Genomic DNA, 14,379 nt, shown 5'->3' with positions numbered 1-14,379 from the left:
CGACCTCAGCCCTCGGGTCGCGGACGCGCGAGCACGCCGCCGACGAAGCCGACGACCGCGCCGATCCAGACGAGCACGAGTCCGAGCCCGAGGGCGGGCACGAACGCGACGACCGCGAGGAAGAGGAGCCAGGCGGCCGTGAGGATCACCACGAGCACCGCGGCCACCCGGGTGAGCCGGCCCGACTTGCCGATCATGCCGAGCAGCATGAGCGCGCCGAACAGCAGCACGAGCACGCGCACGCCGGGCTCGGTGAGGAACGGGTCGCCGAGGTTCACCTGCGCCCGCACGAGCATGCCGATGAGGTCGACCGACGGCAGGAACGGCGGGAAGCCCGCGAACCACTCGGCGAGCGCCCCGATGATCACGATCAGGCCGCCGATCGTGACGAGCACGCGGCTGGCGATCGGTCGGCGATCGGCGGAGGCCTGCGTGAGCGCGCCGTCGGCGGTGATCGATCGCACGCCGTCGGTCGCGGTCACGCGGAACCTGCGCGTCGCGGACTCCGAGGGCGCCGGCCGGGCGGCATCGACGACGAGGCGAACGCTGCCGGCCTGCCCCGGCGGCACCACGAGCTCGCCCGGCGTGAACGAGAGCCGGGCGGTGCCGTCCTCCGAGGCGCCCTCGAACCGCACGCCGAGCGGCTCGACGCCGCTGCGGTTGTCGACCGAGACCTGGAAGGCCGCCTGCCGTTCGTTCACCACGAGCTGCGAGGGCGGATCGATGCGCAGGGCCGCCGTGAGGATCGCCTCGGGCGGCGATGCGAGCTCGACCGACGCCTGCGCCTCGACGTCCTGCACCCCGTCGGAGGCGATCACCGAGAACGGGTACAGCTCCGTCTGCCCGCGCGCCGGCGCCGGCGCCGCGAGGCGCCCCCGCACGTGAGCGACGGCACCGGGTTCGAGCACGACCTGCGCCGAGCTGAACGAGAAGCCCACCACCCCGGCCGGGTCGCGCCCCGAGAGCGTCAGTGTGGCCCGGTTGTGCCCGCCGCGGTGGTCGAGCAGCACGTCGAAGTCGGCCGTGTTGCCGTGCTCGACGCGCAACGTGCTCGGCTCGACGCGGAGCCTGACCGGGGCGTCGACGGGCTCGGGCGCGGTGCGCTGCACGAGCGTGAGCGGGGCGGCGGCCCGCCCGGCGTCGTTGCCGGCCTCGACGGTGATCTGCCGGGTGAGCTCACGGCCCGGTTCGGGCTCGGGCGCGGTGAACGAGACCTCGAGCTCGACCGCCTGCCCCGCCGGCACGGTGACCACGTCGGGCGCGAAGGCGAATCGCACGAGCCCCTCCGAGTCGGATGCCGTCAGCCGCACCGTCTGCGCGAAGTTCGCCGCCCGGTTGTCGAGTCGCACCGTGAACTCGCCCGCGGCGTGATCCTCGAGCCGGATCAGGCTCGGCCGCACCTCGAGCGTCGCGCTCGGGCCGAGCGGCGGCACCGTGAGCTGCACCGCGACCTCGACGCTGCGATCGGCTTCGGCGAGCGAGGCCACGCGAAGCGTCACCGTGACGCGCTGCGCGAGCACGAGCACGTCGTCGCGGATCGCGAACCCGAGCGGCACGCCGAGCTCCTGCCCCGGCATCAGGTGGGTGTCGCCGTGCGAGAACTCGAGCCACTCCGGGGCGGCGACGGGCTCGATCGCGTACCCGTCGACGATCGACGAGCCGTTCGTCAGCCGCAGCACGATGGTCACCGGCGCGCCGGGCCCCATGGTCGCCTCGGCGACGTCGAGCACGGCCTCGGGCGCCTCGATGCGAGCGGATGCCGCGGGGTGCGGCGGCTGCGCTCCCGCCGCCGCGGCGGCGCCCGGCGAGGTCGGGGCGGGCGCGGTCGCTCCCCCGACGACGGGTTCGGTCGGAGCGACGGATGCCGCGGCATCCGGGGTCTCCTGTGTGTCCGCAGCTTCTCCGGTCTCCTGGGTCTCCTGGGTCTCCGGCGTATCCGGGGCCACCGAGTCGACGACCGTGGGCACGATACCCGTGAGCGGCTCGCCGTCGAGCGTCGCGGCGCCCGAGTCCCAGCCGAGGTAGGCGTCGCAGTTCACGCAGAATCGGGCGGACGCCTCGTTCGTCTCGCCGCATACCTCGCAGACGCGCACCGCCATCGACGCTCCCCTCGCGTGTCCGACCGTAGCGCCGCGGCATCCGCGCGGCTAGTGGGCTGCCCGAACGGGTAGCGAGGTGTGCCCGCGGACGGTGGAGCCGGGCGGCCCGGGCAGGAGGATCCTGGCCGGCGCGGCGCGCGCTACGCCGACTCGCGCACCACGAGTTCGGTCGGCAGCGTCATGCGCCCGGCTGGCTGGCCGTCGAACACGTCGAGCAGCATGCGCACCATCTCGTGCGCGATGCGGTCGAACGGCTGCCGCATGGTCGTGAGCGCCGGATCGAGGCGCGTCGCGATGGGCGCGTCGTCGAAGCCCGCGACGGCGACGTCGTCGGGCACCCGGCGGCCGCGGGCGCGCAGTACGTCGAGCGCGCCCGCCGCCATCATGTCGTTCGCGGCGAACACGGCGTCGAGGTCGGGCGCCTGCTCGAGCAGCTGCTCCATGGCGCGGGCTCCGCTCGAGCGCGAATAGTCGCCGAACGCGACGTAGCGCTCGTCGTAGTCGTCGCCGAGCTCAGCGCGGTAGCCCTCGAGTCGTCCGACGCCGCCCGACGTGTCCTGCGGACCGGTGATCGTGGCGACGCGCTCGCGCCCCTGACCCCGCAGGTACGCCACGACGTCGCGCGCACCCTCGTCGTCGTCGGCCGTGACGAACCCGATGCGGCGCTCGTAGCCGAGCGGCACGCCGCACGAGACGACCGGCACCTCGGCCTCGACGAGCCGCTTCAGGAACCCCTCGCGCCCGCGGTGCGACGACACGAGCAGCGCGCCGTCGACGTGGCCGCCCATGATGAAGTCGGTGGCGCGGCGTTGCTCGTCGTCGGATCCGGCCATGAGCAGCACGAGCGGCAGGTCGCGTTCGGCGAGCGCGTCGGCCGCCGAGCGCATGAGCGCCGAGAAGTTCGGGTCCTCGAAGAGGCGGTCGTGCGACTCGGTGAGCAGGAACGCCACCGAGTTCGCGCGGGCCGTCGCGAGGTTGCGGGCGTGCGGATTGATGCGGTAGCCGGTCTTCTTGATGGCCCGCTCGACGGCCTCGCGCGCGGGCGGGCTGACCCAGTGCCCGCCGTTCAGCACGCGCGACACCGTGCCCCGCGAGACGCCCGACTCGCGCGCGACATCCTCGATCGTCGGTCGCCGCTTCGGCGCGTGCTCGCTCACGTGGCCAGTGTAGGTGCGGCCGACCCTCGCCCGGGCGGAGGCACCCGCGGGCGGCGGCCCCGCGGCATCCGCTCGCCCGCCCGCGGGCGCCGGCCCCGCGGCATCCGCACGCCCGCCCGACGACGCCGGCCCCGCGGCATCCGCTCGACTCACGCCTTGACCGCGCCCGCGGCGAGGTCGACCCGCCAGTACCGCTGCAGCACGAGGAAGAGCACGATGAGCGGCACGATCGACAGCAGCGCGCCCGTGATCACGAGCGTGTACATCGCGGGCAGCGACGCGCCCTGGTTCAGAAGGCCCGAGAGGCCGACCGTGATGGGGAACAGGCGGTCGTCGCCCAGCATGATGTACGGCAGCATGAAGTTGTTCCAGACCGCGACGAACTGGAACAGGAAGATCGTCACGAGGCCGGGGCCCATCATCGGCAGCGCGATGCGGTGGAAGATGTACAGCTCGCGGGCGCCCTCGGTGCGGGCCGACTCGACGATCTCGGTCGGCACAGCCGCCGCCGCGTAGATGCGTGCGAGGTAGATGCCGTACGGGCTGATGAGCTGCGGCAGCAGCACCGACCAGTAGGTGTTCGTGAGGCCGACCTGGGCGAGCAGCAGGTACTGCGGGATCGCGAGGATGACCCCCGGCACGAGCACGCCCATGAGCAGGATGCGGAAGACCGTCGCCTTGCCGGGGAACACGTACTTCGCGAGCGCGAAGCCCGACAGGGCCGACACGTACGTCGAGATCACGGCGCCGACGCCCGCGTAGAGCGCGGTGTTCAGCATCCACCGCCAGTACAGGCCGTCGCGGTACGCGGTGAGGTCGACGATGTTGTCCCAGAGGTGCGTCGACGGCGCGAACGTGAACGTCGAGAACAGCTCGGAGGCGTCCTTCGTCGAGGCGATCACGACCCAGGCGACGGGCAGCAGGCAGTACAGCGCGCCGAGGATCAGGATGCCGGTCGAGCCGACGGAGAGCGGCACGCGCGAGTCCTTGGATGCACGGCGCCCGGCGCCCCGCGCGGCGCGACGGGCGGCACGGCCCTCGGCCCCGGTGAGTTCGGGAACCGTGGCGGCGCGGGTCTCGGTGGTGACGGTCATGGGTCAGTCCTCCTGACCGAAGGCGCGTCGCTGCACGACGCGGAGGAAGAAGAACGAGATCGCGAAGGTCGCGAGCGCGATGATGATCGACGTCGCCGCCGCCGAGTAGATGTCGTCGCGCGTGAACGCGTCGCGGTACACGAGCATGAGCGGCGACCAGCTCGTCGACAGGCTGTTCGTGAGCGGGCGCAGGGTCATCGGCTCGGCGAAGACCTGGAGGGTCGCGATCATCGAGAACAGCGCGGTCATGATGAGCGCGGGCATGATGATCGGCACCTTGATGCGCCAGGCGATCTGCACCTCGGATGCCCCGTCGATACGGGCGGCCTCGTAGATGTCGCTCGGCACGGCCTTGAGCGAGGTGTACATCACGATCATGTTGAAGCCGACGCCGCCCCAGAGGCCGATGTTCGCGATCGCGAACATGACGAGGCCCGGCGAGAGCAGCGAGGGCACGTCGTCCCAGCCGAGCTGCTCGAAGATCCAGTAGAAGGGGCTCACGGCCGGCAGGTAGAGGAAGCCCCAGAGCAGCGACGAGATCACCGCGGGCACCGCGTACGGCAGGAAGATCGAGACCCGGCTGAAGCCCTTCGCACCCGTGCGCCGCGCGTCGAGCAGCAGCGCGAACAGCAGCGCGAGGCCGAGCATGGTCGGCACGAGGATGAGCCCGTAGATCAGCACGCGACCGACGCTCGCGAGGAACTCCGGGTCGGTGAACGTCGAGACGTAGTTCTCGAGGCCCGCGAACTCGCGCGTTCGCGAGTCGCCGCCGAGCCCGAGCCCCTTGACCTGCTCCTTCTGGAACGAGAGGAACAGCGTGTAGACGATGGGCGCGGCCATGAACACCGTGAAGAGCACGATGCCGGGCGCGAGCATCATCCAGGGCGTGAGCGCGCCCTTCGAGCGGCGGCGGGTGCGCCGGGCGAGCGGATGCCGCGGGGCCGGCGTGACGGGCCCGGCTGGGGCTTCGACCGTGGCGGTCATGTTCGGGTCCTTCCTGAACGCCGGACGTGCTGGTGGAGACGAGAGGGGGCGCCGTTCCCGACGCCCCCTCGGGGAGGCTACTCGGAGACCGAGAAGCCGCCGGCCTTGAGGTCGTCGATCGTGGTCTGCTGCATCGCGGCGACCGCGGCGAGGAACGCGTCGACCGTCTTGGCCTCCGCGGCCTTGGCGAACTCGTCGTTGTAGGCACTGAACGCGACGTTCACGTTCGGGCCGTAGGTGAAGGGCGCGACGGCCTGCGCGGCCTCGGCGGCGACGTCGTAGAAGTCGGGCTGGTTGCTGAAGAACTCGGGCGCCTCGGTGAGCGTGGCTGCCGCGGCATCCGTCGCCGCGGGGTAGATGCCGGTCTGCTCGACGAGCGCGCCGACGGCCTCGGGGTCGGTGTTCAGCCACGTCGCGAACTCGGTCGCCGCGTCGACATGCTCCGACTGCGAGGTCACGGCCGTCGAGGAGCCGCCCCAGTTGCCGTTCGAGACGTCGCCGTCCCAGGTGGGCAGGGTCGCGGCCTTCCACTTGCCCGCGGTGTCGGCGGCGTTGCCGCTCAGCACGCCGGGGCCCCAGACGGCGCCGAGCCAGCCGGCCTGCGTGCCGTCGTTCAGCGCGGCGTTCCACTCGGGCGTGTACATCGGTCTGTTGTCGATGGCGCCCTCGGCGACGAGTCCGCCCCAGTACTCGGCGACCTTCTGCGTGGGCTCCTCGTCGATGCCGACGCCCCAGCTGTCGCCGTCGATCGACCACCATTCGGCCTTCGCCTGCTGCGAGAGGCCCGCGAACCAGCCGGCGTCGTTGGCCGAGAAGGTGCCGAGGTACTTGGTGGGGTCGGCCGCGTGCAGTGCGCGTGCGGTCTCGGCGTACTCGTCCCACGTGGTGGGCACGGTGAGGCCGTACTGCTCGAAGAGGTCGGCGCGGTAGTAGAACATCATGGGGCCGGTGTCCTGCGGCACGGCGTAGAGCGCGTCGCCGCCGAGCGTGACCGACTGCCAGACGCCGTCGGGGAACTGGCCGGCGACGTCGTCGCCGATCGAGCCCGAGATGTCGGCGAGCGCGTCGGAGGCGACGAGGGTCGGGATCTTCTGGTACTCGGCCTGGATGAGGTCGGGCGCGCCCGAGCCGGCCTTGATCGCGGTGAGGAGCTTGGTGATGGCGGGGTCGCCGCCGTCCTGCTTGTTGACGGTGACCTGGATCTCGGGGTGCTCGGAGTTCCAGATGTCGACGACCTTGTCGAGGTTCGGCGCCCAAGCCCAGTAGGTGAGTTCCACCGGGTCGTCGGCCGTGCCCTCCGAGCCGCCGTCGGCCGAGCAGCCGGTCATGATGAGCGCTGCGGCGGCGATCGCCGCGATCGCACCCGTACGGATTGCAGAACGCATTCGTCCTCCTTGTCGAAAGCTGTGATTGCGGATGCCCCGTGGCCCCGCGTTCCGAGAAGGACGTCGCTGTGCCTGTGAGCGATCCCAGTAATACACAGCCAGCTCGCGCTGTCAACTCCGAAATCGAAATCCTGCAGTCCCGCGGAACTTCGGCACTTCCCCGCGAACACGGCGAACAATCGGGTGATCGGCGAAGTTGTTGCGGAGGCGGCATCCTGTGCTAGAACTGTGAGCGCACACAGATTCGAGGGAGAATGCCCATGCCTTTGCAGACCGCGCGGTTCACGGTGGCGCACGAGCCGTGGGCCGAGCCGCTCACGCGACCGGCCATGGGCACCGAGGTCGACCGGCACGAGCGCATCTCGCTCACGAACCGCTACGTCGAGCGGCGCGGCATCCCGGTGATCCCGGTCTCGGGCGAGCTGCACTACAGCCGCGTGCCCCGCGCCGAGTGGAGCGAGCGCCTGCGCCTCATGCGCTCGGGCGGCGTGACCGTCGTGGCGTCGTACCTCATCTGGAACCACCACCAGCCCGAAGCGGGCGTCGCGCCGAGCTTCGAGGGTTCGCTCGATGCCGCCGCGTTCGTGCGCACGGCCGCCGACGCGGGCCTCGACGTCGTGCTGCGCATCGGCCCCTGGATCCACGGCGAGACCCGCAACGGCGGGTTCCCCGACTGGGTGCAGGCCGCGCCCGTCGCGCACCGCACCGACGACCCCGCGTACCTCGCGCTCGTCGACGACTGGTTCGCCGCGCTCGGCGCCGAACTCGCGCACCTCTGCGGGCCGACGAGCAACGTCATCGCGATCCAGCTCGACAACGAGCTCTACGACCAGCCCGGCCACCTCGTGACGCTGAAGCGCATGGCCCGCAGGCACGGCCTGGTCGCCCCGCTCTACACGGCGACCGCCTGGGGCGGCGCCGAACTGCCCGACGGCGAGGTGCTGCCCCTCTACGGCGGCTACGGCGACGGCTTCTGGGTCGACGCCGACCACGCGTGGGATACGACGTTCCGCGAGCACTTCTTCTTCTCGCACACGTGGGACGACCCCGGCATCGGCGCCGACCTGCGCACCCACCCCGGCATCGGGCGCCGCCCCGAGACGCCCCGGCTGCCGTCGGCGTCGTTCCCGGCCGCCACGTGCGAGCTCGGCGGCGGCATGGCCACGGCCTACCACCGGCGTCCGCTGCTGAGCGGGGCGGATGTCGCCGCGGTCGCGCACAACAAGATCGGCAACGGGTCGGGCTGGCAGGGCTACTACATGTACGCGGGCGGCCTGAACCCCGCGCCCGGCCTGCAGGAGTCGCACGCGTCGGAGTACCCGAACGACCTGCCCGAGTTCGACTACGACTTCCACGCGCCGATCGGATCTGCCGGGCAGCTCGGCGGCGGGCACGCCCCGCTCCGCCGCCAGCACGCATTCCTCGCCGCCTTCGGCGAGCGCCTCGCCCCCATGCCGTCGACGCTGCCGGCGCACCACCCGACCGACGTCGACGACGTGTCGACGCTGAGGTGGGCGCTGCGCAGCGACGGCGAGTCGGGCTGGCTCTTCATCACCTGGCAGCAGCCGCACGTGCCGCTCGGCCCGGTGGCCGACGTGCAGTTCGAGATCGAGCTGGCGGATGCCGCGGGCTCACCGCTCGTTCTGCCGAGCACCCCGGTCACCGTGGAACCCGGCACGATCGCGCACTGGCCGCTGCACCTCGAGGTCGGCGGCGTGCACCTCGACTGGGCGACGGCCTCGCCCCTCACGGTGCTGCACGGCGCTGACGCCGCGCCGACGCTCGTGCTCGTCGCCGAGGCCGGCATTCCCGTCGAGCTCGCCACGTCGGCCGAACTGCTCGGCGCGTTCGCGGCCGACGCGACGACGGATGCCGCGGGCACCGAGCCCGTCGCGACCTCGCCCGCTCCCGGCATCCTGCTCGTCGATGCCGCCAGCCCGCATCGCATCGAACTCGCGCAGGGCGATGGCCGGCTCTCGGTGCTCGTGCTGCCCGCCGCATCCGCGGATCGCGTGTGGGTGCTCGAGGCGAACGGCGCACCCCGGCTCGTGCTGTGCGACGACGCGGTCTTCGAGGGCGACGACGGATGGCTCGCGGTGCGCGCCCCCGGCACACCCGACGTGCGCGAGTACCTGCCGCTCCTCGGCCGGTTCGAGCCGCTCGTCGTCGCCGCCGAGACCCCCGGCAGCGGACGTTCGCCGGTCGCCGTCGGCGAACCCCGGCCCGGTGCCGAGCCCCCGTCGAGCTTCGGCGAGCGCCACGGCCGCGCCTCCGCCCCGTCGCGCGACGACGTCGCCCGCTTCGGCACCGCGTACCCGCTGACCCTCCCTGCCCCGACCGGGAGCCGCCGCACCCTCGAGATCGAGTGGGCCGGCGACGTCGCCCGGCTCGAGGTCGACGGCGTCGTCGTGGCCGACCGCTTCTGGGACGGCACACCCTGGACCATCGGGCTCGACGCGCTCGCCGGGCCCGACGCGATCGGACCCGACCCGCAGATCGTGCTGCGCATCGTGCCGCTGCACCCAGACGCCGCCGTGCGCCTGCCCGAGGCCGCCGCCGCGCGACGCGCACTCGTCGACGGCCCCCTGCTCGCACTCGACGCCGTCACCGTCACCGACACCGCGCTGCACGTCGAACGGCCCTGAGCCGTCGGCCGGCCCGGCCCGGCCCCATCGTCCCGAACCCCACACAGGAAGGCACGCCGCACACGCACCGAGCACAGGAACCATGAACCGATTCCGGCACCGGATTCCTGCCCCGGTCACGACACCACCCGCACCAGACCAGCACCACCCGCGCTCGACCGCACCGGCCGAACGCACACCGCAGCGCCGCGGCATCCGTCGATCCTCCGACCGTTCGCCCGTGGCGCCCAACGAGAAGGAGTGGCACCATGCAGAACCGACGCGCGAGACGAGCGAGGTGGGGCGCCGTCGCGACGGGCACGGCCCTGACCGCGGCGCTCACGGGGGCGGCGATCACGCCGGCCGCGTGGGCCGCCGATGCCGCCGACCCGGGCGACGGCCCGGTCGACGCGGGCATCTTCGTGCAGAAGGTCGACGGGCTCTCGCCCGACTTCGTGAACGGCGTCGACGTGTCGAGCGTGCTGTCGCTCGAGGCGAGCGGCGTCGTGTTCAAGGATGCCGCGGGGCAGCCGGCCGACCTGTTCGCGGTGCTCGCCGACAGCGGCGTGAACACCGTGCGCGTCCGCGTGTGGAACGACCCGTTCGACGCCTCGGGCCACGGGTACGGCGGCGGCAACGTCGACGCCGCGCGCGCCGTCGAGATCGGCGAGCGGGCGACGGCCGCGGGGCTCGGCGTGCTCGTCGACTTCCACTACTCCGACTTCTGGGCCGACCCCGGCCGGCAGCTCGCGCCCAAGGCGTGGGCCGGCCTCACCGGCGACGCCCTCGAGGGCGCACTGCACGACTACACCGCCGACACGCTGCAGTCCTTCGAAGACGCGGGCATCGACGTGACGATGGTGCAGGTCGGCAACGAGACCAACAACGCGATCGCCGGGTACACGCGGGCGGGCACCGCGATCGACGAGACGTTCGCGGGGCTCATCGAGGCCGGCAGCAGCGCGGTGCGCGAGGTGCTGCCCGAGGCGAAGGTCGCGGTGCACTTCACGAACCCCGAGACGCCGAACCGCTACGCGACCTACGCTGCGGGCCTCGCGCAGTTCGGCGTCGACTACGACGTGTTCGCGAGCTCGTACTACCCCTACTGGCACGGCTCGACGGCGAACCTCACGGCGATGCTCTCGCAGGTCGCGACGACCTACGGCAAGCAGGTCATGGTCGCCGAGACGTCGTGGGCGCACACGCTCGACGACGGCGACGGGTACGGCAACGTCATCGGCTCGGGCACCATCACCGATCAGTACCCGGCGAGCGTGCAGGGCCAGGCGACCGAGCTCCGCGACGTGATCGCCGCAGTCTCGGCGGTGGGCGCGGCCGGCGTCGGCGTCTTCTACTGGGAGCCCGCGTGGCTTCCGGTCGGTCCGCCGGCGGATGCCGCGGCGAACGCCGTGCTCTGGGAGCGCGACGGCTCGGGCTGGGCGACCTCGGCGGCGTCGGACTACGACCCGGTGCACGTAGGCGAGTTCTACGGCGGATCGGCGTGGGACAACCAGGCGCTCTTCGGCTTCGACGGCACGGCGCTCGAGTCGCTGCGCACGTTCGACTACGTGCGCACGGGCGCCGTGGCGCCCCGGGTGATCACGCAGGTCGGCGCGGTCGACGTGACGGTCACCGACGGCGCGCCCGTCTCGCTGCCCGCCGCCCTCGACGTGACCTACAACGACGGCACGGTCGAGCACCCGGCGGTGACGTGGAGCAGCGCGGTGTCGTGGATCCGCGGCCCCGGTTCGTACGCGATCCCCGGCTCGACGGCGGCGGGGCTGAAGGTCACGGCCACCGTCACGGTGCTCGCGGAGAACTTCGTGGTCGACCACAGCTTCGAGGACGCCTCGCACGGTGCCTGGTCGTTCGGCGGATACGCGTGGCCGAACCCGACATCGGATGCCTCCGACGGCGGCACGGCCGTGACCTTCTGGAATGGCACGGCCTATCAGGCCTCCGCGACGCAGACCATCACGGGCGTGCCCGCCGGCACGTACTCGCTGCAGGCGACCACGCAGGGCACGAACAGCCCCGCGACCGACTCGCGCGTGCTGTCGGCGACCACCTCCGCCGGGTCGTGGAGCGCGCCGATGGAGTTCACCGCGTGGAACGAGTTCCACACCGCGACCGTGCCCTCGGTCGTCGTGGGCGCCGACGGCGTGGTCACGGTCTCGGCCGCCTTCTCGCTGAGCGGCGGAGCCTGGGGCGTGTTCGACGACGTGCGCCTCGTGGCCGTCGAGCCGAAGAGCACGGTGAAGACGAAGGTGCTCGAGGTCGCGCTCGCCGGCGCGGCGCGCATCGACCGCGAGCGGTTCACCGCGGCATCCGGCGCCCGACTCGACGACGCCGTGGCCGTGGGCGAGGTCGTGCTCGACGGCTCCCACGCCACCCAGCGCGACGTCATCGCCGCGACGGCGCTCATCGCGAAGGCGGTGCTGCAGCTCAAGCGGGCGAAGTAACGGCGCGAGACGCCGAACGGTCGCGGATGGTCGCCATGCGGCATCCGGAAGCGCACGCTGCGACCGTTCGGCGGATCCTCGCCGCATGTCGGCGGACCGACCTAGGCTCGGAGGGACGGAAGGACGCCGATGACCGACACCGCAGCACCCGCCACGCCATTCGCCTTCGACGCCGAGAACGAGGTGCACGCACGAGCGCTGACGCGCCTCGCGAACGAACGCATCGCCTGGTTCGGCACGACGAGTCGCACCGGCTATCCGCACGCCGTGCCCGTCTGGTTCCTCTGGCACGAGGGAACCGTGGTCATCCTGAGCGAGCCGAGCGCGGTCAAGGTGCGCAACGCGAGCCGCGATCCGCGCGTGCTCGTGCACCTCGAGTCCGGCCACGACGAGGAGCAGCTCACCGTGCTGCAGGGCACCGTCGAGGTGCTGAACGACGCGGCGACCGGCTGGTTGCCGGCGATCGGCGACGCCTACCTCGAGAAGTACGAGCACGACCTGCCCCCGCTGAAGCTCACGCTCGAGTCGATGGCGGCGAAGTACAGCACGATCCTCCGGGTCACGCCCGAGAAGCTCATCGCGTGGTGAGACTCGGCCGACGCGCGACGGGTGTCGGCGGCGGCGGGTAGGTTCGGCCCATGAGCTCGCCACGGCCGTTCGAGCTGCACGTCTCCGACGACGTGCTGGGCGACCTGCGCGCTCGGCTGGCGCGCACCCGGCTGCTCGACGATTCGCCCCGAGCACCCGCGTCGGGCCTGCGGGCGGCCTACCTGCGCGAGCTCGTCGACTCCTGGATCGACTGGGACTGGCGTTCCCGCGAGGCGTGGCTCAACGCGCATCCGCAGTTCGTCGCGCAGGTCGGCGACACGGCGCTGCACTTCGCGCACCTGCGATCGGCGCACGCCGACGCCCCCGCCCTGCTCGTCATGCACGGGTGGCCGCACACCTTCGCCCTGCAGCTCGACTTCGCCGACCTGCTGCCCGACTTCCACGTCGTCGTCGCGAGCCTGCCCGGGTTCGCATTCTCGTCGCCCTACGCCGATGGACCCATGAGCGAGACGCGCATCGCGGCGACCATGCACGCGCTCATGACCGAGGTGCTCGGGTACGGGCGCTACCTCACCTACGGCGAAGACGTGACGGCGAACGTCAGCGACCTGATCGCCGCCCGCCACCCCGAGCACGTCTCGGGCATCGTGGCCACGCACGCGCACTTCCCGAACGGCGACGAACGGGCCGCGCTCACCGACCCGGCCGAGCGCGCGTTCTTCGACGGCATCGCGGCGTTCCACGAGACGAACGGCGCCTACGGCCACGTGCAGTCGACCAGGCCCGACACGCTCGCGGTCGCGCTGAACGACTCCCCGGCCGGCCTGCTCGCGTGGCTGGTCGAGAAGCTCGTCGAGTGGAGCGACACCCCGCCCGGCGACCCGCGCGAGGTCGAGCGGCGCATCGGCCACGACCGCATCCTCACCGAGGCGATGATCTACTGGGTCACGCAGTCGATCGGCACGTCGTTCCGTCCCTACTACGAAGGCGCCGACATGCCCGCCCCGATCCCGCCGACCTCGGTGCCCGCGGCCGTCTTCATCCAGCGGCACGAGTCGACCTACCCCGAGTCGCTCGCCCGTCGGCACTACCTCGATCTGCGGGAGTTCGGCCGCCTCGCCGAGGGCGGGCACTTCACCGCGGCCGAGGTGCCGGCCGAGCTCGCCGAACGGATGCGCGCCTTCGCGCGCTCGCTCGGCGAGCTCGACTGAAGCTGCCTTCGCCGCCTGCTCACTGGCTCCGCGGGCGGCCGACGGCCGACGGCGCCGCCGGCTGCGCCGGCTGCGCCGCCTGCGCCGCCTGCGCCGTCGCGCCGAACGGCTACGCCGCCGACGCCTCGACGCGCTCCGCCTTCGCGAGGTTCGCGACGAGCTCGTCGCGGCTCTGCGGCACGACGTAGGCGGGCTGGTCGCGCTCGACGCGCCAGCTCTCGGCGAGCGGGCCGATGTTCACGGTGTCGAAGCCGAACGCGTCGTAGAGGTCGGCCACGAGCTGCGCCGCCTCGGCAAAGTCGCTCGCGGTCGCGAGGGCACGGCGGCCCGGGGTGCCGGCGGGAGAGCCGGCGGTGGTGATGTCGGCCGAGGCGATGTGGTTGAAGCCCTTGGCCACGCGGCTCGTCGGCAGATGCTGCTGCAGCAGGCCGCTGACCGTGTCGAGTCCCTCGTCGAGCACGGCGAAGTGCCCGTCGCGCTCCCAGTAGTAGTTGTTCGTGTCGATGACGATCTTGCCGTCGAGCGGCTCGACCGGCACGGCCTCGTAGGCCTTGAAGGGCACGGTCACGACCGCGAAGTCCGCCGCTTCGGCGGCCTCCAGTGCCGTCGCCGCGCGGGCGTTGGGGCCGAGCTCGTCGACGAGTTCGGCGAGGGTCTCAGGGCCGCGGGAGTTCGAGATGACGACCTCGTACCCGTTCGCCACGGCCGCGCGTGCGACCTGGCTGCCGATGTGTCCTGCTCCGATGATTCCGATCGTGGTCATGCTCAGGGCCAACGGATGCCTCGCCGCCGGCATTCCCGATCTGCGTTGCAA

Annotated in this window: 10 protein-coding genes; 4 read left to right on the top strand and 6 right to left on the bottom strand. The window is 72.2% G+C overall.

All coding sequences use genetic code 11. The annotated features are described in order from the left end of the window. Positions 1-5 precede the first annotated feature (5 nt). From ACFVS8_RS14095 to ACFVS8_RS14075, 5 genes are all read right to left on the bottom strand, one after another. Complete coding sequence (locus ACFVS8_RS14095; RefSeq protein ID WP_387063338.1) at positions 6-2,099, bottom strand: hypothetical protein; 2,094 nt, start codon at positions 2,097-2,099, stop codon at positions 6-8. 140 nt (positions 2,100-2,239) lie between these two features. Continuing rightward, positions 2,240-3,256, bottom strand: coding sequence for a LacI family DNA-binding transcriptional regulator (locus tag ACFVS8_RS14090; RefSeq protein ID WP_387063335.1), 1,017 nt, complete (start codon positions 3,254-3,256; stop codon positions 2,240-2,242). A gap of 149 nt (positions 3,257-3,405) precedes the next feature. Then, a complete protein-coding gene (locus tag ACFVS8_RS14085) occupies positions 3,406-4,350 on the bottom strand; it encodes a carbohydrate ABC transporter permease (RefSeq protein WP_387063332.1) in 945 nt (314 codons plus the stop codon). A gap of 3 nt (positions 4,351-4,353) precedes the next feature. After that, entirely contained in the window at positions 4,354-5,334 is a 981-nt protein-coding gene (locus tag ACFVS8_RS14080) for a carbohydrate ABC transporter permease (RefSeq protein ID WP_387063329.1), read from the bottom strand. Between the two features lie 77 nt (positions 5,335-5,411). Then, positions 5,412-6,719, bottom strand: coding sequence for an ABC transporter substrate-binding protein (locus tag ACFVS8_RS14075; RefSeq protein ID WP_387063326.1), 1,308 nt, complete (start codon positions 6,717-6,719; stop codon positions 5,412-5,414). Between the two features lie 260 nt (positions 6,720-6,979). On the opposite strand from ACFVS8_RS14075, the gene ACFVS8_RS14070 reads away from it, so the two are divergent. The 4 genes from ACFVS8_RS14070 to ACFVS8_RS14055 all read left to right on the top strand — a co-directional run bounded on the left by ACFVS8_RS14070 (position 6,980) and on the right by ACFVS8_RS14055 (position 13,565). Then, positions 6,980-9,364, top strand: a complete 2,385-nt coding sequence (locus tag ACFVS8_RS14070; protein ID WP_387063323.1) for a beta-galactosidase — start codon at positions 6,980-6,982, stop codon at positions 9,362-9,364. A 248-nt stretch (positions 9,365-9,612) separates the two neighbouring features. After that, entirely contained in the window at positions 9,613-11,805 is a 2,193-nt protein-coding gene (locus tag ACFVS8_RS14065; protein ID WP_387063320.1) for a glycosyl hydrolase 53 family protein, read from the top strand. Between the two features lie 129 nt (positions 11,806-11,934). Beyond that, positions 11,935-12,393, top strand: coding sequence for a pyridoxamine 5'-phosphate oxidase family protein (locus tag ACFVS8_RS14060; protein ID WP_387063318.1), 459 nt, complete (start codon positions 11,935-11,937; stop codon positions 12,391-12,393). 50 nt (positions 12,394-12,443) lie between these two features. Next, positions 12,444-13,565 (top strand): epoxide hydrolase family protein, encoded by a 1,122-nt coding sequence (locus ACFVS8_RS14055; protein ID WP_387063315.1) that lies wholly within the window; start codon positions 12,444-12,446, stop codon positions 13,563-13,565. A 109-nt stretch (positions 13,566-13,674) separates the two neighbouring features. Here ACFVS8_RS14055 and ACFVS8_RS14050 read toward each other — a convergent pair whose 3' ends face one another. Beyond that, positions 13,675-14,361, bottom strand: coding sequence for an NADPH-dependent F420 reductase (locus ACFVS8_RS14050; protein ID WP_387063312.1), 687 nt, complete (start codon positions 14,359-14,361; stop codon positions 13,675-13,677). Between the last annotated feature and the right edge of the window lie 18 nt (positions 14,362-14,379).

It is taken from the genome of Agromyces sp. NPDC058110 (assembly GCF_042884735.1).
Classification (GTDB): Bacteria; Actinomycetota; Actinomycetes; order Actinomycetales; family Microbacteriaceae; genus Agromyces.
Note: the sequence above shows the minus strand (reverse complement) of the source record. Positions and strands in the feature narration are given on the sequence as shown.